Annotated in this window: 23 protein-coding genes; 3 read left to right on the forward strand and 20 right to left on the reverse strand. The window is 63.1% G+C overall.

The window, feature by feature from the left end:
* Nucleotides 1–30: 30 nt before the first annotated feature.
* The 20 genes from MT490_RS19405 to pseB form a co-directional block, all read right to left on the reverse strand.
* Entirely contained in the window at nt 31–1,362 is a 1,332-nt protein-coding gene (locus tag MT490_RS19405) for a hypothetical protein (RefSeq protein ID WP_297391341.1), read from the reverse strand.
* The gene (locus tag MT490_RS19410) at nt 1,313–1,855 is read right to left on the reverse strand and encodes a DapH/DapD/GlmU-related protein (protein ID WP_297391343.1); all 543 of its coding nucleotides are present in this window, start codon (nt 1,853–1,855) and stop codon (nt 1,313–1,315) included. Before MT490_RS19410 ends, MT490_RS19405 begins: the two co-directional genes overlap by 50 nt.
* A gap of 34 nt (nt 1,856–1,889) precedes the next feature.
* Nucleotides 1,890–2,969: a hypothetical protein gene (locus MT490_RS19415; RefSeq protein ID WP_297391344.1), complete on the reverse strand. Its 1,080-nt coding sequence runs from the start codon at nt 2,967–2,969 to the stop codon at nt 1,890–1,892.
* A gap of 281 nt (nt 2,970–3,250) precedes the next feature.
* Nucleotides 3,251–4,096 (reverse strand): hypothetical protein, encoded by an 846-nt coding sequence (locus MT490_RS19420; RefSeq protein ID WP_297391346.1) that lies wholly within the window; start codon nt 4,094–4,096, stop codon nt 3,251–3,253.
* 37 nt (nt 4,097–4,133) lie between these two features.
* Nucleotides 4,134–5,210: a Gfo/Idh/MocA family oxidoreductase gene (locus MT490_RS19425; RefSeq protein WP_297391347.1), complete on the reverse strand. Its 1,077-nt coding sequence runs from the start codon at nt 5,208–5,210 to the stop codon at nt 4,134–4,136.
* Nucleotides 5,207–6,211: a zinc-binding alcohol dehydrogenase gene (locus tag MT490_RS19430; protein WP_297391348.1), complete on the reverse strand. Its 1,005-nt coding sequence runs from the start codon at nt 6,209–6,211 to the stop codon at nt 5,207–5,209. Before MT490_RS19430 ends, MT490_RS19425 begins: the two co-directional genes overlap by 4 nt.
* On the reverse strand, nt 6,208–7,440 hold the full coding sequence (locus MT490_RS19435) for an N-acetyl sugar amidotransferase (protein WP_297391350.1): 1,233 nt from the start codon (nt 7,438–7,440) through the stop codon (nt 6,208–6,210). Before MT490_RS19435 ends, MT490_RS19430 begins: the two co-directional genes overlap by 4 nt.
* A 3-nt stretch (nt 7,441–7,443) precedes the next feature.
* Nucleotides 7,444–8,214: a HisA/HisF-related TIM barrel protein gene (locus tag MT490_RS19440; protein WP_297391352.1), complete on the reverse strand. Its 771-nt coding sequence runs from the start codon at nt 8,212–8,214 to the stop codon at nt 7,444–7,446.
* The gene (hisH, locus tag MT490_RS19445; protein ID WP_297391354.1) at nt 8,211–8,822 is read right to left on the reverse strand and encodes an imidazole glycerol phosphate synthase subunit HisH; all 612 of its coding nucleotides are present in this window, start codon (nt 8,820–8,822) and stop codon (nt 8,211–8,213) included. The genes MT490_RS19440 and hisH overlap by 4 nt, the downstream gene beginning before the upstream one ends.
* Entirely contained in the window at nt 8,819–9,946 is a 1,128-nt protein-coding gene (locus MT490_RS19450) for an N-acetyl sugar amidotransferase (protein WP_297391356.1), read from the reverse strand. The genes hisH and MT490_RS19450 overlap by 4 nt, the downstream gene beginning before the upstream one ends.
* A 168-nt stretch (nt 9,947–10,114) precedes the next feature.
* Nucleotides 10,115–10,981, reverse strand: coding sequence for a hypothetical protein (locus MT490_RS19455; RefSeq protein ID WP_297391358.1), 867 nt, complete (start codon nt 10,979–10,981; stop codon nt 10,115–10,117).
* Nucleotides 10,981–11,505, reverse strand: a complete 525-nt coding sequence (locus MT490_RS19460; RefSeq protein WP_297391360.1) for a GNAT family protein — start codon at nt 11,503–11,505, stop codon at nt 10,981–10,983. The genes MT490_RS19455 and MT490_RS19460 overlap by 1 nt, the downstream gene beginning before the upstream one ends.
* Nucleotides 11,502–12,776 carry a DegT/DnrJ/EryC1/StrS family aminotransferase gene (locus MT490_RS19465; RefSeq protein ID WP_297391362.1) on the reverse strand — a complete coding sequence of 425 codons (1,275 nt, stop codon included), beginning with the start codon at nt 12,774–12,776 and terminating at the stop codon, nt 11,502–11,504. Before MT490_RS19465 ends, MT490_RS19460 begins: the two co-directional genes overlap by 4 nt.
* Complete coding sequence (locus tag MT490_RS19470; RefSeq protein ID WP_297391364.1) at nt 12,773–13,771, reverse strand: Gfo/Idh/MocA family oxidoreductase; 999 nt, start codon at nt 13,769–13,771, stop codon at nt 12,773–12,775. The genes MT490_RS19465 and MT490_RS19470 overlap by 4 nt, the downstream gene beginning before the upstream one ends.
* 7 nt (nt 13,772–13,778) lie before the next feature.
* On the reverse strand, nt 13,779–14,822 hold the full coding sequence (gene pseI, locus MT490_RS19475) for a pseudaminic acid synthase (RefSeq protein WP_297391366.1): 1,044 nt from the start codon (nt 14,820–14,822) through the stop codon (nt 13,779–13,781).
* A 2-nt stretch (nt 14,823–14,824) separates the two neighbouring features.
* Nucleotides 14,825–15,382: a UDP-4-amino-4,6-dideoxy-N-acetyl-beta-L-altrosamine N-acetyltransferase gene (gene pseH, locus MT490_RS19480; RefSeq protein WP_297391368.1), complete on the reverse strand. Its 558-nt coding sequence runs from the start codon at nt 15,380–15,382 to the stop codon at nt 14,825–14,827.
* A gap of 3 nt (nt 15,383–15,385) precedes the next feature.
* On the reverse strand, nt 15,386–16,543 hold the full coding sequence (gene pseG / locus MT490_RS19485) for a UDP-2,4-diacetamido-2,4,6-trideoxy-beta-L-altropyranose hydrolase (protein WP_363321769.1): 1,158 nt from the start codon (nt 16,541–16,543) through the stop codon (nt 15,386–15,388).
* Nucleotides 16,468–17,154, reverse strand: a complete 687-nt coding sequence (pseF, locus tag MT490_RS19490) for a pseudaminic acid cytidylyltransferase (protein ID WP_297391371.1) — start codon at nt 17,152–17,154, stop codon at nt 16,468–16,470. Before pseF ends, pseG begins: the two co-directional genes overlap by 76 nt.
* Before the next feature lie 4 nt (nt 17,155–17,158).
* On the reverse strand, nt 17,159–18,316 hold the full coding sequence (gene pseC / locus MT490_RS19495; RefSeq protein ID WP_297391373.1) for a UDP-4-amino-4,6-dideoxy-N-acetyl-beta-L-altrosamine transaminase: 1,158 nt from the start codon (nt 18,314–18,316) through the stop codon (nt 17,159–17,161).
* Nucleotides 18,317–18,339: 23 nt separating this feature from the next.
* Entirely contained in the window at nt 18,340–19,350 is a 1,011-nt protein-coding gene (pseB, locus tag MT490_RS19500; protein WP_297391375.1) for a UDP-N-acetylglucosamine 4,6-dehydratase (inverting), read from the reverse strand.
* A 247-nt stretch (nt 19,351–19,597) separates the two neighbouring features.
* Here pseB and MT490_RS19505 point away from each other — a divergent pair, with 247 nt between their 5' ends.
* From MT490_RS19505 to MT490_RS19515, 3 genes are all read left to right on the forward strand, one after another.
* Nucleotides 19,598–20,536, forward strand: a complete 939-nt coding sequence (locus tag MT490_RS19505; protein WP_297391377.1) for an NAD-dependent epimerase/dehydratase family protein — start codon at nt 19,598–19,600, stop codon at nt 20,534–20,536.
* 3 nt (nt 20,537–20,539) lie between these two features.
* Entirely contained in the window at nt 20,540–21,178 is a 639-nt protein-coding gene (locus tag MT490_RS19510; protein ID WP_297391379.1) for a sugar transferase, read from the forward strand.
* A 107-nt stretch (nt 21,179–21,285) separates the two neighbouring features.
* Nucleotides 21,286–23,247, forward strand: coding sequence for a nucleoside-diphosphate sugar epimerase/dehydratase (locus MT490_RS19515; RefSeq protein WP_297391381.1), 1,962 nt, complete (start codon nt 21,286–21,288; stop codon nt 23,245–23,247).
* Nucleotides 23,248–23,445: the final 198 nt, after the last annotated feature.

Consider the following 23,445-nt stretch of genomic DNA (forward strand, 5'->3'; position numbering starts at 1 on the left):
CTGACTAGCCATCCACACGCGTCCCGGCAATCACGGTCGCCGCGAGCTTTGACGGAAGCGGAAGCGGAAGCGCCGATGCTCACGGGACAACACCAGGAACCCCGCGACGAGCATCGCCGTCATGAGCGCATAGGCGCCGGATCGCAGAAGCGCGACCGCATCCAGGCTCAACACGGTGCCGGACAGGATTGCCCAGGCCACGACGCCGGCAGTGACCAGCGTCCCGATGCCATAGGCGATGAAATAGGTCCGGTATCGGATCAGCACGTTGAACATGATCGCCAGCGGCGCGCCCAGCGTGAACAGGATCATCCCCGGCGCGATCAGGTAAACATAGCGCAGATCCCCCACATATTGCGGGAGGATGAGGGCGGTCACGGGCCGCGCCAGTAGCGCCACGGCTATCGCCGCCAGGACGCAATACCCCGCCACGACGAGGAAGAACTGGCGCATGATGCGCGCGAGCCCATCCCCGCTGTCCGCGGCATGCTCCCGAACGACTGCGGGCAGATAGATCTGATCGAACGACGTCGGGACGAGCTGGAAGAGCGTCACGAACAGGATCGCGAGATAGAGATGCCCGAGCGCGTCGAGTCCCAGATACGCGGTCACGTACCAGCGCTCGATCTGTACGTTGACCTGGAGGAAGATGCCGGTGAGGAACACGACGAAGCCCGCGTGCAGCACATTCCGGACCAGGCGTCGGTCGACTTCGATCCTGCGCGGCAATAATCGCCGATCCGCGTAGAGCGCGGCCACGAGGAAGAACGCAGGCTGCAGGACGATGGCCGCAAGGCAGGCCGGCAGGGGGTCGATCACCGCATAGCCGAGCGCCACGAGCGATCCGGCGGCCGACCAGAAGTTGACGCGATTCAAGAGGCGCAGCATGCCGCCCGCGACCATCCGGTTCATGACCCAGATGCGCGAAAGCGTGAGCGCTCCGCCGAAAACGCCGAGTAGAACGACTAGGTCGGCCTCGCCGCCGCGGACGAATGGAAGTGAAGCGCCGCCCACGACCAAAGCCGCCAGCGCGAGCCCGCCGATGAAGCTGAAAACGAAATCGTTCAGCCGGGCCGCCTCTTCGCCATCGGCGGCGCAGATGAGCCGGTACCCGCCGTTGATGATCCCGAAGTGCAACGCCCCGATCAGCAGCATGACCGACTGCAGCAGCGCAGCCAAGCCGAGCCCGCGATAATCGAGCAGCTGCATGGTCGCATAGCTGCGGACCAGGAAGAGCAGGTTCACGCTGAAGCTTACCAGCACGAACGTCTGTCGCTCGCCCGCGAGCAGTGCCCGCAGGCGGCCGGCCAGCTCAGCCAAGATGGCCCCCAGTCGGCAAAGCCAGATGGGCCACCCATTCATCCGACGGGACCGTGTCGCCAATGCGTCGAACCGGGACACCGACATAAACGCCGGGCTCGGTGATCGAACGATTGACCAGCGACATCGCACCGATCACGACGTTGTCGCAAATGTCGACCGGCCCGACGATCACGCTGTTCACACCGATCACGACATTATCGCCCAACCGGAAAACCGCCCGCTCGCGGTGGCGGGCAAGAAACTCGGGGTCGTTCGGACTGCGGCCGACAAACTTCACACCCGCCATCACGGCCACGCGGCCGGGAGAGACGATTCCGTTGCCGCCTAGCAGGATGCCGTCGGGATGCGCCATGGTGAGGGCCGCGACGCGCACCGAATCCGAGCGCACATCGAGCCCATATGCCCAAAGCAGGCTGCGATCGACCAGCATGCCCAGAAAGCGGCCGATCAGCGGGACCCGGGCGTAGCAGTAGCGCGCGATCGCCATCCGAAGCCGAATGTTCGGATCGATGTGCCAGAACATGTGGAACATTCGCTTCATCCGCCCCGCTTCCACCCCGACTCTCTCAAATCCCCGCCCCGTCGACGATCGCGTGGATCACCTGGTCTCGATTCTCCCGCGAATAGAGACGGTCGTGCGGGAACGGGTTTCCCGGGTATGACATTTCGGCCATCCCCGCTACGAATGCGCGCGTCCGCTCGATCGTCACGCGCTCTCCTGCGGTCGCGGGGTCTTTCAGCGCCGACTTCAAGGCGCCGAAATCGTCGACCCGCTCTATCCCGGGAAGCTGGTCGTAGAAGATCTCACCCAGCACATACACCTTCTTGCCGGTGACGGCCGCCTCCCAGCCGACCGTGCTGGTGAGCGTCACCACCCGTTCCGCGACGTCGAGCACCTGGCGGCCATGAAGCTCCGCAGGCAGGTAATAGAGGCCGGAGTAGCGCTTGCGGATTTCCCAGAACTTCGGCCGGAGCAGCGATCCCTTGTCGACCGGATGCTCCTTCACGACCAGGACCTGATTGGGCGAGAGGCACTTGAGGATGTTCTCGATCGTCGCGACCTGGTTCGCGTAGAATTCGCTCATGTAATTGAGCGTCGCCTCGGGCTCCTGGTGGAGCGGGAAGAAGATGACCTCGCGCCCGGTAGGTATGTCCTCGAGCCGGTCATAGCGGCGGAACCAGCCCTTGACGAAAACCTCCACCCGCTTGGAATATTCCTCGTCATACATCTCGTAGCGGAAGCCGCCGCCGTTCATGCTCCGCCATTTGCGGAACCTCCAGGCAAGCGATTTCACGGCAGCCACCGCGATCGGCCGCAGGGCGCGTCGTCCGGCCAGGTTCTTGACGTAAAAGGGCTTGTATTCCTTGTCGACGACCTCCCGGAGATACGCGTCCGCCGCCGCCAGCGCCGATACGCCGGGTTCGGGCGGCTGAAGATATCGCCCCGAGATCGTCATCGGGTTCGGAAGCCAATAGAAAAGGTCCTCGACCACGCAGTTCATGCCGGCGAGATACGGGATGTTCCGCCTGCGGCATTCGATCAGGAGCACTTCCGAAATCTCGATCGCGACCAGCTCGTTGACCACCGCCGCGGGCTTGTAGGTATCGAGCAGGCGGGACCAGAAGGCGATTTCCTTCCCCAGCACCTCGTGACGCCTCGTGTCCCCGAAGCGCCCCAGAAAGCGGTCCGACATGAACGAGGTTATCAGATAGTTCGCAGGAACCGGCTCAGCGATGAGCGATTCATATTCTGCCTCAAAGCACCCCGCGACCGACGCGCCCTGTCGCTCGACGGCGCTTTTCTCCCCTCGGGTAAGCGTCGCGAACACCGATTCGTAGCGATCGCTTTCCAGCGTCGGAAAGAAGTCAGCCTGATACCCCCGCGCGAAGAACAGGATTGCTGGTTTGGTCATGGAACCCTTGAAGGTTAGGCGCCGAGAATACGGCTCAGATAGGCGTCGCTGAGATCGGGACGCAGTTCCCGGGCCACGCGCAGCACATCCCTGGCATGGTTGCGGATGAGCGGAACCGGCCCCACGAAGGGCCGGTCGGTGTTGAAGGTGACGAAGATCGCGAGCCGGGGCACCTTGCACCGGCTGCCGTAATGGTAGCAATTCGCAGGATCGACGAAGACAGATTCCCCTGCCTCTCCATAAAAGGTGCGCAGGACGCCATCGCCGAGTTCGCGCGCGAACTGCTCGTCCGAGATCCGGCGGATGAACGGCGAAGCAGCGATGCGCCGCGTGTCGATCCGGTCCACGAAGCCGAACGGTCCATGTTCGGGCGTGAGCACCTCGTTGACATAGGCGACGCAGTGCAACGACTTCGAATCGCCATAGTCGCGGTGCCACATCTGGCTCTCCAGCAACTTGCCCTCGGTCGGCCAGGAATAGAGAAGCTGGATGCTGTCGAAGCGGAACCGGCCGCCGAAATAGTCATGCGCGCGATCGAGGATCGCCGGGGAAAAGGCGAAGCGGAGGATCGGATTCTCGGGATCCAGATCCTCGGGACCGACAAGATTGACGAACGGGTGCCCGCCCGGCTTCGGGATCACTTGCGCTATCCGGTCCGCATACAGCGTCCGGATCCGCGCGAGGTCCTCGGGTGAAAGGGTCGGCCCGGTATCATAACCTTGCGTCGCGAGGCGCTCGTCGACGGTGGTGCGCACGTCCGAATGCGGCCGCGAAGTGAAGTAGCTTCGCAGCTTTCCCAGATACCGGAGCGCGATCAGCCTCCAGCGCAGCAGCTGATACATATCTCTGAGCGCCAGCATGGCTACCCCCTATCCTCTTTCCTCACTCGGTTCCAGATCAAGCGAAGTTCGCGCCGGTCTTCCCGAGAATCCGCATGGAGGGATCGATCTCATCCAGGCGCACGACACGCCCACCCTCCAGGCTGGACTGCACCATCGCGAAGGCGACCCGCTGGCCCGTCAGAATGTCGGCGCGCAGCGCAGCGTTCGCGCGGATCGCTTCCGCATCGCCCTTCAGGCAGCCGACCAATTGCGCGATCGGTCCCAGCGTGCCGGTAGCCGCATCCGGTTCCTCCGGCTTCGCCCCTACCACGCGAAGCTCGGGATAGGGATCGTCGTCCGATGCCTCGACGATCCTGGTTTCCCGTCCGTCGGACGCGACCGTCACTTCGCCATTCTCGCAGCCGAGCGAAAAGCTCATGCCCGGCGCGCGGCCGATATGGCCCGCCACGCCGTCGTCGAACCAGATCGTGGCCGATCGTACTTCCGGATCGTTGATCACGACGCCGGCCTCGTCGCGCTCGAGGGGGGCCAGAACTGCCTGGACGCCGGCCACCCTGCGTCCTTCGCCCGCGCCGAACAGGATCAGGTCGATCCCGTGCGGATGCCCCCAGTAGAGGGCAGCGCCGCCGAAGCTCACGCGAAGTTCCTTGAGATCCCCGAAGCGGCCCGAACGGACGAGCGACACCGCGTCGCGGTAGATCGCGAAATGACGGCGTATGGTGCCGTAGGTCATGTATCGAGAGCCACTCGCCAGGAGCGCTTCGATCGCTTTCAGCTCTTCAACCGAATTGCACAACGGCTTCTCGACATGGACGGCGCGCGTGCCGGCCTCGAAGAAGCAACGAATGACGTCGCTGCGCCCGATCGTACGTGTCGCGATGCCCACCAGCGCGGGGCGCACGGCATCAGCCAACGCGCTGTAGTCCGTATAGGTCGTCCCGACTCCGTAGACCTGAGCGGCGCGCGCAAGTGCCTCAGGGTCGGCATCGCACAAGGCAGCAAGCTCGAGTTGCGGGTGCGCGGCGATTGCTTCGGCGTGCGCCAGCGGGAACCATGGCGGCGGGGCAAAGCGCCTGACCTTCTCGGAACTGAATGCGCCCATGCGGCCGCAGCCCACGACCGCCGCCCTCATGCCCGGGCGCTCCAGTCGAGCAGATAGGTCAAAGACGCTCCCTTCCGTGCGGCGAGATCTTCATATGCCCGCGCTATCTCTTGGCCCGCATAGACTCCAGAGATCAGCTGCCGGGGGTCGAGCCGCCCCGCCGCGATCAGCGATATGATCCAGCGGATATTCTCGCGTTCGTTGAAACGCAGGAATCCGCGACTATCGTCCGTTTCAGGCGACGCGCCCACCGCCTCGATGCGGAGCTGCTTCATGTAGAAATACTGGCTGTCGAACGGGTTGAAGCTGGGCAGGGCCTCGCCTCGCCCCGGAAATCCCAGACAGGCGATCATGCCGTTCTGCGCTGCCATCTCGAGCGCAAGTCGCCAGTCCTCCCATCCGTTGACGGTGCTGATCACCACATCGGCCCCGGCACCCAGGGCTTCGGCGAGTACAGTCCGGCCGGAACGATCAAAGACGCGCGCGCCGAGGTTCGAGGCGATCGCGGCAGGTTGGGACTGGTTGGTGACCGCGAACACGTCCGCGCCCGCGATCCGGGCCATGGCGATGCTGGTGAGCCCCAGCACGCCAAGCCCGATCACCAGTACCCGGCTACCAGCCTTGACGCCGGACCTCAGCACCGCATTGTAGCCGAGATGATAGAGATAGGCGCACGCAGTCACGCCAGCATCGGCGTCTTCGGGCAGCTTGAACAGGACATCACCGGACGGCAGTCGAAACCGGCTGCGATGCGACATGAAGCTCAGCACCCGGTCTCCGGGAGCGAGGTCCTGCGCCTTGCTGTCGACGACCCGCGCGACGTTGCAATAGCCCTGAAGCCTTGGATATCCCACGCTCGGTCGAAGTGGCGGCAGGCCTTGATATGCCGCAATTTCGGTGCCCGGCGAGATGGCGCTGACCATGGTGTCGCAGAGGACTTCGCCTTCTTGCAATTCGCCGACCGGCTCGCTGCGGAGAATCGCGACACCGGGCGAATCGAGCCAGACCACATCGGCCTCGCCGCCGCTCATAGCGGATGCCCCTTCCCAATCGTGATGTAGCGATCGCCACCGGTGTAATCGAGAGCACTGTCTGCAGCGAAGCCGAGCCGCGCCTCGATCTTCGGCGCCATTCCTTCGGGCCCGCTCATGGGCTTGCGCCGTATCCAGCGACCGGGCTTCACTTCCCGCCACACATGGGCGCCGCGATGTTCGCCGATGATGAAGTCCAGTCCGCTCCGGTCGAGCCCCAGCCACTCGAGGAATTTGTCGACGTGGCGCAACGGCTGTTCCTCATATGCGCGAACGAGCACCTCCCCCTCCTCGCGCGTGATGCGACCATGACGGATCTCGCGACAAGCGTGGTCGGTAACCTTGGAATAGCCATGCTTCGCCATCTTCAGATGATCGTGCAGGTCCATGTAGTTGAAACAATCGACATAGTCGTAGGTGTCGAACGTGCGGTCGAACCGCGCACCCTTGTAGCCGTGGGTCGCGACCATTTGCTCGTGCTGAGCCTTCGGATCCCAGCGGACATAATTGCCAAGATAGATGCCGCGCACACCGGCCGCATTGAGATCCGCGTCGTCCGGATAGCGATATTGCCAGATGTCCTCTTCCTTCAACGTGTCGAAGATCGAGAGGAGGTCATCCGCCTCATGCCCCATCAGGTCATGATCCTTGCGGTAGCGCCGCGTCATCTCGACCTCATGCTCATGACTGAACATGCCGACCTGCTCGAGGCCCTGATGCGCTCCCCAGATGATCAGCGGCACCTTGTACCGAATCGCCGTCTGGACGGGGAACACCGTCTGCCCCGCGAGGCACGGCCAGTAGATGCTGCCGAGCCGACGCAAGCTCGTGCGGGTGATCTTCCTCACCGACAGCGGGTTCACATTTTGGATCAGGATGTCGCAATCGAAGCGGATCCGAAGATTGGCGAGATTGCGTATGCCGAGCGGCGTGTTGAAATATTTGTTGTAGGTGACCAGCAGCGGGTTCAGCCCGAGCCGCTCCTTCACCACATGCACGATCCAGTGCGAATCATGCGCGCCAGTGACGGGAACGATGCAGTCATATGTCGTACCGCTGACGCAACGGTACGGCTTGACGAGCTCGACAAGGCGTTCCCACCGCTCTGCAAAATCGAGGCGGTCCTTCTCCTCGTGGATACGACACCCCGAACAAATGCCCTCCTCGTCGACAATCAGGCCGAGCGCGTGATCGGAGGTATAGAGGCAACGGCTGCAAGAGACTGCCATGGCTTACAACCGATGCGTCTGTTGATAGGTCGGACTACGCATCGGCACGCCGAACAACTCCGTCTTATAGTGCTGGATCGCGTGCTCGCGATAGGAAAGAAAGTTGCCCACCGCGCCGGCAACTACGTGCTGACACGCGAGGATGTTCCCCATTTGCGCCGGCGACGACAGCCCGCCGAATGCGATGACCGGAACACCCTCGGGCAATGCTGTGAGCAGCGCCTCGTCGAAGCTGCTCGGCCCGCCCTCATGCTTCCAGTCGATCACCAGGGCTTCAGATAGCGCACCCGATCTGAGCATCTCGAGAAGCGGCTCCTTCAGTGGTTCGCTGGCGCGCGCGCGATAGTCCAGCAACTGCGCGACGCCGTGCTCGATCGAGAGCGGCAGCGAGGCGATCATTGCCTGGTTGCCGAGCAATTCGCCAGCTTTGACGACCTCGTCGGGATTGTCGTGGATCAGCGCATCGACCACGATCCGGTCCGCTGCCGCCGCTACCGCCGCCACGGCATCCGCAGCGCTCCCGATCCCTCCGGCATAGATCAGCGGCGTCGACAGGCCGAGACCGCCGATCCGTTCGAGCAGTTCCATGTCTGGTCCCAACGCCCGGCGCGTCCGGTCAATGACCTGAAGCAATATTTCGTCCGCGCCCCAGCGATCGAGATTCTCGACGAGAATCTCGGGTCGCCCGAGCGGCAGATAGCGCCGATAGCCTATGGACTGGACAGCCCAGCCGTCCTTGACCGTGACGACGCCAACCAACCGCTTCCGGATCACCCGCACAGTCCTTCAACAACGTTGCGAAGCAGACGGCGCCCCGCGAACTGGCTCTTCTCAGGGTGAAACTGGAGGCCCACCAGATTGCCGCGACGAACGCCGACCGGCAACGGCCGGTCCAGCCTCGCGACGCAGGTCTGATACTCCGGTGCCGCTTCGAAGATATAGCTGTGATTGAAGTACATCGACTCCCCATCGGAGGGCCGGAACATCCGATCCTCTCTGAGAACCTCAATCGAGTTCCAGCCTATGTGCCAGCGAGCACTTTGGAGTGGGACGACCTGTCCAGGAATCAATCCCAAGCCCGCGGTGAAGCCGTGCTCGAACGAACCATCCGCCATCAGTTGCATGCCAAGGCACAATCCGACAATCGGCTTGCCCGCGACAGACTGGGACTTGAGATAGCCGACCAGATCGTGCCGGTGGAGCGCCTCCATAGCCGCGCTGAAAGCGCCCACGCCAGGCAGCATGAGCAGATCGGTCTCGCTCAGGATCTCCGGGTCCGCGCTCACCCGGCACCGGTAGCCCAGCGCATGGAGCCCACGCCACACTGACGCGTGGTTGCCCACCCCATAATCGACAATGCCGATGGTGCGGCGCGGTGTCACAGTCCGACCCCCACCTCGAACTTCCGTTCGATGCGCCCGTCCGATCGCAGGTCGAAAAGCGTGGGATTGACCGACGCGTGCACCTGCCGCCAGAAATCGTCGACACCGATACCGATATAGTCCGAGAAGGCGGCGATATAGTCAGGCGAGCAGCTGTCGTCATATTCAGCGACGAGCGCGATGCCCTCATCGCGCGTGAGCCGGCCGAGGCGGATCTCCTCGTTGACGTAGTCGGTGACGCGTCCGAAGCCGAACTTGTAATATTTGATCATCTGGTTGAGCGTCACCCAATCCTCGTCCAGCGAGGTGACGCCGCGCAGGTCTCCCGTGTTCTCCACGGTATCCCGCCGCACGCCCAAGCCGTTCACCGTCGAATAGAGGCCATTGTTGGTCAATGACCAGTCCCCAAGGAACCAGCCGAGATAGACGATTTGTAGGCCATGCCGATCGAACTCCTCGGGCGAGGGATATTGATAGGCGATGAGGTCGCGGGCTTCGACGCCGGCCTCCAGCATCCAGTCCATGGCGGCGCCGGACAGGGTGTTCATGTAGCGCAAATTGTTGCCATCATAGCCGGTTCGGCCGAGGGTCTTGAGATCGCCGAGCTGAAGTCCGGGATTCTCGCCCCACAGGATCAGCGGAATCCCATACCGGATCGCGAGCTGCGGAACGGAGCTGAACAGGGCCAGCTCCGTCGAACGCGCCCAGTTCGTGAAACGATCGAAGGATGCGCGCATCAACTTGCGCCAGGTTGCCGGCGCCGGCGAGGCGACGACAACGTCGAAACCATGCTCGATCAGCGTCGACAGATTGTCCACGCCGCGCTGCGTAACTTGTTCCGGCGGGTAGCTGAGACAGGCCAGCAGGGGCCGCATGCCGAGCTGGTCGCGCACCCACAAGGCCTGGCGCGTCGAATCCTTGCCCCCGGACACCCCGATGATGCAGTCATACTGCCCGGACTTGCGGGGAAATTTCGCAAGCAGGTCCTCCAGTATTTCGTAACGCTCCTGCCAATCCACGTCCCGAAGCCGCTCGAAATAATCGCAAGCGGGACAAATACCTTCGGCAGTGAACTTGGTGTTGGGGCGCGTATCAGGCTGAAGGCAACGCGAGCAGTACTTCATCCAAATCCACCAACGCTGCAAAATGGTCAGATGACTGTCGCCCCGAAAGCATCAGGTGCCGGACATTCCAGCAACGGCGGCGGCAGCCATCCCCGAGGAGAGATTTGCACTTATAGCCGGAGCCGATTGGAAATCCAGCGAAAGCTAGGGACGTCGACGGCGTATCGGCTATGCGCGAACCAACGCGCGCAAGTGGATCAGCCCTTGATGAGGCAACACGCAATCGGGGGCCCCCGGCGGCAAGGCGCAGATCGCGCGCCGCCCCGCCTCCAAGGCAATCGCGAGCGCGAAGGAGTTCAACCCCGCGACCCAGGTGGCGCCCCGCAAGGCATCTGCCATGTCGGCGGAAGAATCCAGCACCGCTCCCGGGCGCCGTCCGATCCATTCGGCATATTTGCCGGGGGGATCGGAAGGATGCGGGCGGATGCGCAATGTCGCTCCCGCGTCGATCCCGGCCACGTCGCGATGCAGGGCGAGATAGTCGAGTGCCTGGAATTCCCCGGGCTCCCCCCGCCCCCAGTCGCTGCGCGCAGGCTCGGACACGAACAGCAGGTCGCCGTGCTCGGGCACCGGCCCCGCCGCTTCGACCTGGGTGCGCAGATACCGATTGGGTTGCAGGCGAACCGGAATTCCGCCCAGCGCGCGATGCGCCTCCGCCATCGCATAGCGGTCCGTCACCCACAATTCATCCGGGAGAACCTGTTCCCCGCCCCGCTCGAAGCGTGCGCGGTAGTTCACCCAATGATCGACCACTGCCACCGAATGCAGCCCTCTCGACTTGGCGGCGGCGCGAGCATCATGCTCCAGCTCGCTTGCCCAGCCGGTGCCGGAAAGAAGCGCAGCCGCCCCGTCGAGCGCCGCATCGATGTCCCGCATCAGCCGGGCCTCACCGAACCGCGCGCGCCATAGCTTCTCCGCCGGCCCGCGCATCACAGCGCGCAGCGACTCCAAGTCCCGCTCCTCGATCCACGCGAGGATGATATTGGCCGCACCGGCATCGTGCGCGACGACGGCCAGCGGCACCGGCAGGTCCATCATCGGGCGAATTTGGCGTAGAGCAGGATATCGTGCGGCTCGCCGTCGACGATCTCCTGCGCGCGCCGCGTGCCCTCGAGCGCCATGCCGGAACGCTCCATCAGTCGTACCATGCCCCGATTGCAGGAAAGGGTTCCCGCTGTCACCTTGCGCACGTCGCCTTGCGAGAGCAGCCAATCGAGCAACGTGTTCCAGGCATCCTGCCCATAGCCGCCATTCCAATAATTGCGGTCGCCGATCATGATTCCGACATCGGCCGTCGCGTGCGGCACCGAGCGATAGACCGTCATCGTGCCGATCGCCCTGCCGTCGCTCGCCTTCACCGACAGGAAATCGTTGGGCGTACCCTCGAAGCTCGCGAGATAGGCGCCGCAGCTCTCGCGCGAATGCTGGCGAAACCGCTGGTTGGAGAAGCGCGTCACCTCGGGGTCGTTGAGCCAGCCGACATAGGCATCCGTCAGGTCCGCCCCGACGAAGCTGTCGAGCCGGACCTTGTCGCCGCGGAGGTGGACCGCTCCGCTCACCCCTTCAGCGCGTCCAGATTGCCCCACACCTTGCGGAACGCCCCGATCACCAGTTCCACATCGTCGGGATCGAATTCGCACGCGCACAGGTTGATGCCGACAAAGGTCTTGGAATGCAGCTCTTCGGCGACCGGGCACGTCCCCGGGCCATAGGCGATCTCGCGCTCCGCCAGCGTCCAGGGTAAGCCGCCCGTGCCATAGGCGATCTTGTGCATGAAGATCGGCAGCAGGTGCAGGTTCTGGTACCCCGCCGCCAGGGCGGGAACCCCCTCGGCCCTCAGCGCGTCGACCACCTTCTGGCGCGAAACGCCCAGGCGATCCACGTCGAGCGTCAGGCCATAGACGTAGTAGACATGCGTACCGTCGGTCTCGACCTGCGGCGTGGTGAGCCCCTGAAGCTCGCCCAGAGCCTCATCGAGCTGCTGGGCGGCACGCTGGCGGCTTTCGACGCGAGCCTTGAGCTTGCCGAGCTGCACCGCGGCGATCGCCGCCTCGATCTCGCCCATGCGGAAGTTGTAGCCGATCATGTTGGCGAGATCGGCGGGATTGTCGCTCTTTATCACCGACTCCGCATGGTTGCGGATCAGCTGGAGCCGCGCGGCCAATTGGTCGTCGTCGGTGACCAGCACGCCACCTTCGCCGCAGTGAATATGCTTGTGATAGTTGAGGCTGAATCCACCGATGTCGGCAAGCGTGCCGGTAAAGCGATTGCCAGTGCGCGATCCCGGCGCCTGGGCAGTATCGGTGAGCAGCTTGAGGCCGTGCCTGTCGGCGATCCCGCGTAGTGCCGTCATATCCGCCGACTGGCCGAAAATATCCACGGCCATGATCGCTTTCGTCCGCGGCCCGATCAATTTCTCGACGCTGGCGGGATCGATGTTGAAGCTGCGGTGATCGATATCGGCAAAGACGGGGATCGCGTTCCAATGGAGGATCGCCATCGCGGTGGCCGACATGGTCCAGGGCGTCGTGATGACCTCATCGCCGGGCTCGATGCCGATGGCGCCGACCGCCGCGATCAGGCCGGAGGTCCAGCTGTTGACGCTGATCGCATGCTTGACGCCGAAATAGTCCGCGGCCTTCGCTTCGAAGGCGCGCACCTCGGGACCGCCGAGGAAGAATTCGCCCGGTGCGCCAATGAAGGCAGAGAGCACGCCCGTGCGTACAACCCTCGCCGCGGCCTCGACCTCATCCTCGCCCATGCTCCGGAAGAGCTCGAGCGGGCGGGGAATCGAGGGCGTGCCGCCATTCAGAGCCAAGGTCGCGGTCATTGCATCGTCCTTCGAGAGGCGGAACCCGCGAGTGCGGCGTCCCGGATGGTTTCACACAGAGTCTGCGCGGCGAGTGCGTTGTCCGGCCCGCTGGCGAGCGGAGCACCGTCGTCGAGCGCGGCCGCGATGTTTGCCACAGCCGCGCGCATCGCCTCGTCATACTCGCCGGCGCGATACTCGCTGCCGCCAAGGCTGCGATAGCCTGCGAATGTGTCGCTGTCGCCGACGCGACGAACGACCCAGCGCTGACCGCCATCGAGCATCACCACCGCGCCGCGCTCGGTGACGAGCGTCAGCTCGAACAGCGCATAGTCACGGGCGTCGCCGATCGCGAGCGTGATCGGCACGCCCGCGCGGCTGGCGAGCAGTGCGGGGACGCTCGGGTCGTCGTCCCAGAAATCGAAGCTCGGCGCGCCAGCGCCGACGAAGTCGATCTCGCCCAGCAACATATCCAACAAGTCGATCATGTGGCCGCCATTGTGGACCACGCCCTTCGTATAGACACCGCTCGCCGCGCGAACGGTGCCCCAGGCGCCCTCCTTGAGTTCGCGCGCCAGACGGGCCACGTCGGTTGCCCAGCGTCGGGTGTAGTTGACCGCGAGCAACACGCCTGCGGCGGCGCATCGCTGGGCCAGCGCGCGGGTCTCGGCGGCGCTCGCCGCCACCGGCTTTTCGCAGAAGATCAATTGCGGACGAAGCGCCAGAGCGGCGTCGACATGCCTGGCGTGAAACCGCGTCGGCGAACAGATGCTAATGACCGCAAACCGACCCGGCTCAGCCGCCAGCGCCTCTATGCTCGCCGCGTCCTCGCCCACCTGCCAGCGCTCCGCGAACGCGGCTCGCTGCGCATCGTCGGGATCGACGCAGGCAGTTACCACGAAATCCGGATGCTGCGCGAACGCGCCGGCATGGGTGAAGGGCGGCATGTCCGCGCCGCGACCCGCGTCGAACCCTCCGGCGATATTGCCGCAACCAACGATCAGGACCTCGCGCATGCTTCGTTCAGCTGACCACACCCCAGTCGACGGGCGTTCCCGCGGTCACCGCGCGCTTTACGCGCTTGCCCAGCAACTGGTCGTAGAATTTGGGCGGCAGCCCGAAACCGGGGCGGATGATGCGCAACGTCTCGGGCGTCAGCTCCTCGCCCGCCGCCATGTCCTTGCCGATATAGAGCGAACGGCGATACGCGCGCGATTTCTCTTCCGCCTTGGTGCCGCCATAGGTGACACGGCCCAGTGCCAGCCAAGCGCGCTCGCTTTCGTCGCGCAGCAACCGGAATTCCTGCGGCTCGAGCGAGAAGGCCGAATCGACTCCGCCATCGGCTCGGCTCAGCGTGAAATGCTTCTCGATGAGAACCGCGCCTAGCCCCACCGCGGCAACCGCGACGCCGCATCCCATCGTATGGTCGGAAAGCCCGACCTCCACCCCGAACGCCTCGCGCATATTGGGGATGGTCGAGATATTCGTGTTCTCGGGCGTTGCCGGATAGGTGCTGGTGCATTTTAGGATGACGAGCTGGTCGTTGCCCGCATCCTTCGCGGTGCGCACCGCCTCGTCGATCTCCGCCACCGTGCCCATGCCGGTCGAGATGATCATCGGCTTGCCTGTCTTCGCCACCTTCCGGATCAGCGGAAGATCGGTCATCTCGAACGAGGCGATCTTGTAAGCAGGCACACCCAGCTCTTCGAGGAAATCCACCGCGCTGTCGTCGAACGGCGTCGAGAAGCAATGCATCCCGTGGCTCGCCGCGCGCTCCATGATCGGCTTGTGCCAGTCCCAGGGAGTGTGCGCCTCGTCGTAGAGTTCATAGAGCTGGCGGCCCGCCCACAGGCTGTCGGGATCCTCGATGACGAACCCGGGCGCACGCACGTCGAGCGTCATCGTGTCGGCGGTGTAGGTCTGGAGCTTCACTGCGTCCGCGCCGCTCGCTGCCGCAGCATCGACGATCTCCAGCGCCCTGTCGAGCGACTGGTTATGGTTCCCCGACATCTCCGCAATCAGATAGGGACGTACCCCCCGGCCAACTTCGACATCACCGATCTTCATGGTCAACCCTGCTCAATTTCGATGAGGTCATAGCGGAATTTCTCCCGCACGTCCGGCCATTCGTCGGCCAATATGGCCATCCGGACGACGTCGTGCTTTTCGCCGTTCTTCAAGATGTGCTGGCGCAAGACGCCCTCCACCTTGCTGCCGAACCGTTCATGGAGCGAAACGACGCGATCGTTGAAGGCCAGTACCTCGCACCACAAGCGATTCAACTGCATCTCTTCGAAGACGTACCGGTACAGGTTCAGCTCGAGCGTCTTAGCAAGCCCTTTCCCCTTCGCCGCCTCGCTCGCGATATAATATGCCCAACAGGCGCGGCGATGCGCGAGATCGATATCCGAAAGGCTGAGAATTCCGACTGGCTCGGACGTTTCGCTCAGTTCGATGATCCACACCCGGTCGCTCGGCGACGCGTCGATCCGCGCGAACCAGGCACGCTGCTGCTCGGGCGAGATTTGCGGGTCGGAGTACATGTAGCGCGTGATCTCAGGCAGCATGCGCCACTCGCGAATCCGCTCGAGGTCCCGCTCGGCGACCTTGCGCAGCCTACACGCCATCTCTCATCTCCCACCCAGCAGCGCCTCGGCGATCCGCTTCGCGCCATGGCCGTCTACCAGCTTTGTCGCCGCTTCGCACATCCGCCGACGCCGCTCCACGGAGGCGATCATGTTCGCGATGACCGTTTCCAGCGTCGCCGATTGCGGCGGCGCGTCCGCGAGAAGATCGCAAGCCGCCACGACGCCGATAGCGTCGAGGAACGGCACGCTCAGCCGCTGATTTTCGGCACAGACGAGGCACACCGTCGGCGGACCGATACAGCATCTCTCCCAGATCGCTCCGCCACCTGCGCCGATCTGGAGATCGTGCCTGGCGAAGAAATCAACCAGATCGGGAAGATCGCGAGACAGGCGAACGCCCGGCCGATCGCGCACCGCCGCTTCCAAGACGTCGAGCGCGGGATTTGCGCTGGTGGTGACGATCTCAACCGGGCCGGTCCAGCCGATGGCGTCGAGTGCGCGAAGCACTCGAATATTGTCGGAACGCTCGTCGACACCCCCCAGGAATATGCCGATGCTGCGCACCTCCGGCGCGAACCGGTAACGCGCTGCGTCCGCATAGTTCGGCCCCAGCATCGCATATTGCGGGCCGGCGAGCATTGCGATTCCCGGGTTGGTCAGGCCGGCATATTTGGCAAGATGATCCGGATGATAATTGTGATCGATCAACCAGCGGCCGAATAGCGGGCGATCACCCAGATCGTCGACGATTGCCGTTCTAACCTCCAACTGGGCAGCGACCTGCCGATGCCAGGCCGCGTCGAACGCGTAGTGATCGACGATCAAGAGATCGATCGGGCCATGATCGCCAAGCGCCGCGACCGTCTCCGAAGCGTCCCGCTCCTGCGCGACTCCCGCCCAGTCTGCGTGCGCCTTCGCCCCGGCCGCGTGCCGCTCGTGCGGCGCGGCCAGCATCAGCGCAGGAAAGCCCTCCGCCGTGATCAGCTTCTCGACATCCACGTCGAGACGGCGCGACACGAAAACGACGCTGACACCGAGAGGCCGCAACGCGATCGCGATTGATAGCATGCGGCGGACATGACCCGTACCCATCCACGTCGAAGCGTCGGCACGTATCGCCACATTCATTCTGCGAAGGCCTGAAACAGGATTTCCGCGCGCTCCCAGTCCGCGGGCGTATCGATATCGACCACGCGCCATTCGGGCAGAATGATCGTCCGGCCGCCGGCATGCGGCGACGCGCCGCTCAGCCAAGCCGCCACGCTGCCCCAATAGAATTGTCCCGCATCGAAATAGGCGGGTTCCAGGTCCTGGGTCCGGGTGCCGACATATTCGGGGCTGAACGGGGCGACTCTGCCATCGGTCCCTTGCTTCAGCGCGCGCTGAATCGGGGACGGGAAGTTGGCGACAGGAAAGGCATAGCCTTCACCGCCATTCGCCTCGAGCAGTTCAAACGCGGCCGCCAGATCGGCAGCCCGGATGAACGGCACGCCCGGATAGATGCAGCAGACATGCCTCACGCACCAACCGAGGCCGTTGCACGTCTCGATCGCATGCCGGATCACCGGCACGGTCGGCGTGTGATCGTCGGCGAGTTCGGGCGGGCGGCGAAAGGGCAGCTCAGCCCCATGCGCCCGCGCCACGTCCGCGATCTCCTCGTCATCGGTCGAGACGATCACTCGGTCGAACTGGCCGCTATCGAGCGCCGCCTCGATCGCGTAGCCGATCATCGGCTTGCCCGCGAACAGCTTGATGTTCTTGCGCGGGATCCGCTTGCTGCCGCCGCGCGCCGGAATGATCGCAACCTTCATGGCTTCAGCCGATGAGTCCGCGCACGGCATCGACCACTTTCTGCTGTTGCTCGTCGGTCATCGCCGGAAACAGCGGGATCGAGATCGCGCGGTCATAATAGCGCTCCGCATTCGCGAAATCGCCACGCTCGAAGCCCAAGCGCCGGTATTGCGGTTGGGTATGGATCGGGATGTAGTGGACATTCACTCCGATCCCCGCCTGGCGCATGCCCGCGAACACGTCCGCACGAGATGCTGCGACGTCGTCGCCCAGTTCGATCGCATAGAGATGCCAGGCAGACTCGCGGTCCTGAAGGCGCGCCGGAAGTCTGAGCGGCATGCCAGCGAACAGCCGATCGTAACGATCGGCGATCTCAGCGCGGCGGCGCTGCCATTGGTCTAGCCGGTCGAGCTGCGAGAGGCCCAGCGCCGATTGAAGGTCGGTCAGGCGGTAATTGTAGCCGAGCGCGACCTGCTCATAATACCAACCGCCTTCAGGCTCGCCCTCCATCTGGTCCGGCTCGCGAGTCATGCCGTGCGAGCGAAGTAGCCGGAATTTGCGTGCGAGGTCGTCGTCGTTGGTCGTGATCATCCCGCCTTCAGCGGTGGTCACAACTTTAACGGCGTGAAAGCTGAACACCGTGGCATGGGCATAGGCGCTGCCGACCGGCTCACCGAGATAGGAGGCTCCAGTCGCGTGGCTCGCATCCTCGAGGATCTTGAACCCGTAGCAGTCGGCAAGCTCGCGCATCTCCTTGAGATCGACCGCAAACCCCGCGAAATCGACCGGAATGACCATATCGGGAAGGCGCCCGGCCTTGTCCGCCGCCGCGAGCTTCTCGGTCAGCGCCGACAGCGACATGTTACGCGTCACCGGATCGATATCGACGAAGTCGACATCGGCGCCGCAATATAGCGCACAATTGGCCGAGGCGATGAAGCTGTTGGGACTCGTCCAGACCAGCGAGCCTGGACCGATGGCTAGCGCGAGACAACCGATATGCAGCGCTGCGGTGGCACTCGACACCGCGACTGCGTGCCTGACCTTATGTCGCTCCGCGAACGCCTTCTCGAACGCCGGTCCGGACGGCCCCTGCGTCAGATATTCGGAACGCAGGACTGCAGTCACCGCCGCGATGTCGTCGTCGCTGATGTTCTGGCAGCTATAGGGGATAAACGCCACGGCAGGGCCTCCGCTGGCTGGTGTCAATCGATCGTCTTGCCGACGACATGTTCCTCGATCAACGCGCGAATCTGCTCAACGGTGAGGAAATCGGGATTCGATCCGCTATCATAGGCAAATCCCGGTGGGACCGGCACGCCATTGCGGCGCGCGCAATAGTCCTCGATCGAATAGACCGCGGAGACCGGCAGGATCGCGTAGTAGTCGCCCATATCGACGGTGTTGAAGCTGTCCGAGGCGGTGATCATTTCCTCGTGAATCTTCTCGCCGGGTCGGATGCCGATCACCTGCTGTTCGGCGTCGGGCGCGATCGCGGTCGCAACATCGCCGATCCGGTAGGAGGGAATCTTGGGCACCAGAATCTCGCCACCCTCCGCATTTTCGATCGACCAGAGCACCATGTCGACGCCGCCCTGGAGCGAGATGTTGAATCGCGTCATCCGGGGATCGGTAATTGGCAGTACGCCCGTGTGCTTGCGTGCCATGAAGAACGGGATGACCGAGCCGCGGCTCCCCATGACGTTGCCGTAGCGGACCACGCTGAACTTGATGCCGCGCGCGCCCTGGATGTTGTTCGCCGCAACGAACAGCTTATCCGAGCAGAGTTTGGTCGCGCCATAGAGGTTGATCGGCGCTGCGGCCTTGTCGGTCGAAAGCGCAACCAGCCGCTCGATCTTCGAATCGAGGCAGGCCTCGATCAGATTCTGTGCGCCGAGCACGTTGGTCTTAATGCACTCGAACGGATTATACTCCGCCGCCGGCACCTGCTTGAGCGCAGCGGCATGGACGACGATGTCGATCCCCTCGAGCGCCCGGCGCAGCCGGGCCTCGTCGCGCACGTCGCCGATGAAATAACGAATTCCCGGATATTTCGTGTCGGGGAACTGCTGCGCCATTTCGAACTGCTTGAGCTCGTCGCGCGAATAAATAACTAGACGCCGTACGTCGGGATAGCGTTCGAGCACCGTCTTCACGAACGCCTTGCCGAACGAGCCAGTGCCGCCCGTGATGAGTATCGACTTGTTGTTGAGCATCGAAGCAGGATCTCGTTAGTACGAACGGGCAGAGCGGAGTTTTCGCGCCAGCCGAACGCCGCTGGACCGGCGTTCTCTATCGCTAGTGCGGCGTGTCCGTCCGCGCCCTTACAACGCAATTCAACGGCTCCGCAACGATAGATTGACGGGTAGATCGCGCCCTTACTCGGCAGAATAGGTTGTGGAATCAGGCGAGCCGAACTAGTCGGTCGCGCTCCATCACATCACGACGCCGGGAAACAAATCGATGAAAGTCGCCATCACCGGCGCTACGGGCTTCGTCGGAAGACACGTTATGACAAGAGTGGTGGCTGAAGGGTACGATCCGGTTCCCATCGTGCGATCCCCGGCTGGATTGGCCAATGAGATTGTCGTAGGGGACCTCGGCTCCTCCAGAATAGCCCCTGAGGCATTGCGGAACGCCCAATGCCTTATCCATTTGGCCGCTCGCACGCACGTGATGGACGAGGCTGATCCGTCCGCGGACGCCTATCATCGGGCGAACGTGCTCGGCACGCGTGCGGTGCTGGACGCCGCCATCGAGGCAGGCGTCCGCCGCATCGTCTTCATGAGCTCGATAAAGGCGATTGGCGACGATACCAGGCCGGGCGAACAACTTTCCGCAGAGAGCACACCTCGACCCACGGACGCCTATGGCAGATCCAAGCTGGAAGCGGAGAATGAGCTTCGCCAGCGCTGTAGCGCTGCCGGGATCGAGTGGGTCATTATCCGTCCGCCTCTAGTGTACGGCGCCGGCGCAAAAGGTAATTTCGAGCGCTTGATCGCATTGATTGCTAGACACATTCCGTTGCCACTGGCCTCGGTGCGCAATCGACGCAGTATGATATATGTCGCCAATCTCGCTTCCGCGACCGTACGAGCATGTGATGCGCCCGGCGCGGCCAATCGGGTGCTCGTCATTGCCGATACGACCCTCTCGATGCCCGATCTCCTGCGAATCGTGGGCACCGCGCTCGAAAGACCGGCTCGGCTGTTCCCCTTCCCCCCCGCGCTGCTCCGAATCGCTGGGCGCCTCTCCGGCAAGAGCGCGATCGTCGAGCGCCTGACCAACTCGCTCGAAGTGAACAGCGAAGATAGCTTCCATGCATTGGATTGGCGACCACCCATTACGCCAGGCAAGGCATTGCGGGAAACCGTTGCCAGCTATCGTGAGGATGGTTTGTGAGAGTTGGAGATTGAAGCTATCCCCCACACTCATTTTTTCTGCGAGCGATGTCTGTTGATGCGTGGTTTTCATTCTCAGCTGTTCAAACGTGCGATCGATCTGGGAGCAAGCCTTATGCTCGCTCCGATCGCTTTGCCGATATGCGTCGTCCTGCTGGCGCTCATTCGCCTGGAAAGCCCGGGCTCGCCATTGTTCGTGCAAACCCGAGTGGGGCGCGACCAAGTGCCCTTCCGCATGCTGAAACTTCGCACGATGTCCGCCGGCACGGAGAACGTGGCCTCTCATCTGGTTACCCAGGCGAAGATCACGCGACTTGGTCAGATGCTGCGACGGCTGAAGCTCGACGAACTTCCGCAGCTCTGGAATGTAGCGACCGGATCGATGAGCCTGGTCGGACCGCGCCCCTGCCTTCCGACCCAGCACGAACTGATCCAGGAACGTGAGGCGTGTGGGGTATTCGCCTTTCGTCCCGGCGTCACCGGTCCAGCACAGCTCATGGGCATCGACATGTCCGAGCCTGAGCGCCTAGCCAAGGTCGAGGCGGAGTATTTCCACAAGGCTAGCCCCATTGCGGACGTAGCGCTCCTGCTGAAAACCGCGATAGGCGGAGGCATTGGCGATGCAGCACTGAAGAATCTCTGAGGCTCCGCGGAGAGAGCGGCAAATCCAACAACGATCGAACCGGCAGAGGTTCGAAAAGAAGACTCCTAACGACCCCGAAGGGAGCGTAGGTTAGGCAAGGGAAACCGATGAAGAGATCGCAGACCATCGTGGCGTGGGTGCTGAAGCTGCCACGCAGCGTAAAGCGCCTCATTGCGCTCGGGCTGGATGGTCTCATTTGCATCATCAGCGTCTACGTTGCTTTCTACCTCCGGCTGGGCTTCTGGACGACGATCTACGCGGCGTCGCACCCGATGATCGCATCGATCGCGATCGGACTGCCCATCTTCGTGAGTTTCGGCCTCTACCGCGCGATCTTCCGGCACGCCGGATGGTATGCCGTCCTTTCGGTAGCGCGCGCCGTCGCCCTCTATAGCGTGCCATTCTTCCTGATCTACACCATCGTCGGCATTCACGGCATTCCGCGCACTATCGGTATCATACAGCCGATCCTGCTGTTTCTGATGATCGCCGCGTCACGCCTGATCGCAGGCGTTTCCCTGGGTGATGCGTACAAGGCACTCTGGAACAATGGCGAAATCCCTCGGGTGCTGATCTACGGAGCAGGTGCCGCCGGTCGACAGATCGCCAGCGCAATCCGGGCAGGCACCGAAATGCGGGTGGCGGGATTCATCGACGATGACGCGGCGCTCTGGCGTTCGACGATCGACGGGATGCGCGTCTATTCGCCGGCAGAACTGCCCCGCGTGATCTCGCGCACTGGCGTCACCGATATCCTGCTGGCGGTCCCATCCGCAAGCCGCGCACGACGCACCGAGATCATGCATGCGCTTCGCCATCTGGACCTGCATGTCCGCACGCTGCCCGGGTTGCTGGACATGGCGCGTGGCAGCGTCTCGGTAAGCGATCTCCGGGACGTCGAAATCGAAGACTTGCTCGGCCGTCCTCCCGTGCCGCCAAACGAGGACCTTCTCCAGAAGAACATTCGCGGAAAGGTCGTTCTCGTCACGGGCGCAGGGGGATCGATCGGCAGCGAGCTCTGCCGGCAGATCGCCGCTGCGCGTCCTTCGCTTCTACTCCTTCTGGAAGCCAGCGAATATAATCTCTACGCGATCCATCAGGAACTCACCCGGCAATATGCCGCCAGCGATCTCGATCCGATGACGGCGATTCCCCTACTGGGATCAGTCTGCGATGCGATGCGCGTCCGCGAAGTCATGGCAACATGGGAACCGGACACGATCTTCCACGCAGCCGCTTACAAACATGTGCCGCTCGTCGAGAACAATGTCCTTGAGGGTATTCGCAACAACGTCCTGGGGACTAGGATCGTGGCGTCGCTGGCAAAGGAATACAGCGTCGCAAGTTTCGTACTGATCAGCACCGACAAGGCCGTACGTCCCACCAACGTAATGGGGACTACCAAACGTCTGGCAGAGCTGGTACTCCAGTCGATGCAGGACGATGCGCAGCGAACCTGCTTTTCCATGGTCCGGTTCGGCAACGTCCTGGGATCGAGCGGTTCGGTCGTGCCGTTGTTTCGCAGCCAAATCGCGCGTGGCGGGCCAATAACACTCACGCATCCCGACATAACGCGTTATTTCATGACGATCCCCGAAGCAGCGCAACTGGTGCTGCAGGCAGGCGCGATGGCCAAGGGAGGTGATGTTTTTGTGCTGGATATGGGTGAGCCCGTCCGGATCATCGACCTCGCCCGCAACATCATCGAACTGTCCGGCCTTTCGGTGCGCGACGAACGCAAACCCGATGGCGATATCGAGATCCGCATCGTCGGGATTCGTCCAGGGGAGAAGTTGTACGAAGAGCTGCTTATCGGCGGCGATCCGGCACCCACCGAGCATCCTCGCATCATGCGCTCGCAAGAGGCCTATCTTTCCTGGCCCAATCTCTCCAAGCTTCTGAAGGAACTGGAGAATGCGATCGAGCGCAGAGATGTCGTGGGCGCAGCCGAACTGATCGGCCGGATCGTTCCGGAATACAGTCCCAGCTCGGACCTAGTCGATCTGGTGGCCGACGCAAAATCCGCCGATGATACCATGGAAAGAAGGCTGGGAGCCGGCCTCAACTGAGCACCCGCGCGCTGGCCGGATCGCCTCGTCGACCGACTAGGGTCAAAACCCCATCAATATATTGATTTAGTGGATTGATTCTAATTCGATGCGGCCGTTGGCGAGGGAGACGGCCATGACTGATTTGTATTGGCTGAGCGATGCAGCTTGGGCGGCAATCGAGCCGCGTCTGCCGCATGGGCAGCCTGGAGCGCGGCG

Origin of the sequence: Sphingomonas sp. (genome assembly GCF_026460985.1) — a bacterium.
Taxonomy (GTDB): domain Bacteria; phylum Pseudomonadota; class Alphaproteobacteria; order Sphingomonadales; family Sphingomonadaceae; genus Sphingomonas.

Coding starts and splice junctions, on each gene's coding strand:
- pseH (WP_297391368.1), bottom strand. CDS start 15,382: ATGGCGTGTAGGCTGCGCAAGGTCGCCGAGCGGGACCTCGAGCGGATT.
- pseG (WP_363321769.1), bottom strand. CDS start 16,543: ATGGCGCGTGGTCGATATCGATACGCCCGCGGACTGGGAGCGCGCGGA.
- MT490_RS19410 (WP_297391343.1), bottom strand. CDS start 1,855: ATGTTCCACATGTTCTGGCACATCGATCCGAACATTCGGCTTCGGATG.
- MT490_RS19435 (WP_297391350.1), bottom strand. CDS start 7,440: ATGGCAGTCTCTTGCAGCCGTTGCCTCTATACCTCCGATCACGCGCTC.
- MT490_RS19405 (WP_297391341.1), bottom strand. CDS start 1,362: ATGAATGGGTGGCCCATCTGGCTTTGCCGACTGGGGGCCATCTTGGCT.
- pseI (WP_297391366.1), bottom strand. CDS start 14,822: ATGAAGATCGGTGATGTCGAAGTTGGCCGGGGGGTACGTCCCTATCTG.
- MT490_RS19470 (WP_297391364.1), bottom strand. CDS start 13,771: ATGCGCGAGGTCCTGATCGTTGGTTGCGGCAATATCGCCGGAGGGTTC.
- pseF (WP_297391371.1), bottom strand. CDS start 17,154: ATGAAGGTTGCGATCATTCCGGCGCGCGGCGGCAGCAAGCGGATCCCG.
- MT490_RS19515 (WP_297391381.1), top strand. CDS start 21,286: ATGAAGAGATCGCAGACCATCGTGGCGTGGGTGCTGAAGCTGCCACGC.
- MT490_RS19505 (WP_297391377.1), top strand. CDS start 19,598: ATGAAAGTCGCCATCACCGGCGCTACGGGCTTCGTCGGAAGACACGTT.
- MT490_RS19420 (WP_297391346.1), bottom strand. CDS start 4,096: ATGCTGGCGCTCAGAGATATGTATCAGCTGCTGCGCTGGAGGCTGATC.
- MT490_RS19425 (WP_297391347.1), bottom strand. CDS start 5,210: ATGAGGGCGGCGGTCGTGGGCTGCGGCCGCATGGGCGCATTCAGTTCC.
- MT490_RS19450 (WP_297391356.1), bottom strand. CDS start 9,946: ATGAAGTACTGCTCGCGTTGCCTTCAGCCTGATACGCGCCCCAACACC.
- MT490_RS19430 (WP_297391348.1), bottom strand. CDS start 6,211: ATGAGCGGCGGCGAGGCCGATGTGGTCTGGCTCGATTCGCCCGGTGTC.
- MT490_RS19455 (WP_297391358.1), bottom strand. CDS start 10,981: ATGGACCTGCCGGTGCCGCTGGCCGTCGTCGCGCACGATGCCGGTGCG.
- pseB (WP_297391375.1), bottom strand. CDS start 19,350: ATGCTCAACAACAAGTCGATACTCATCACGGGCGGCACTGGCTCGTTC.
- MT490_RS19465 (WP_297391362.1), bottom strand. CDS start 12,776: ATGACCGCGACCTTGGCTCTGAATGGCGGCACGCCCTCGATTCCCCGC.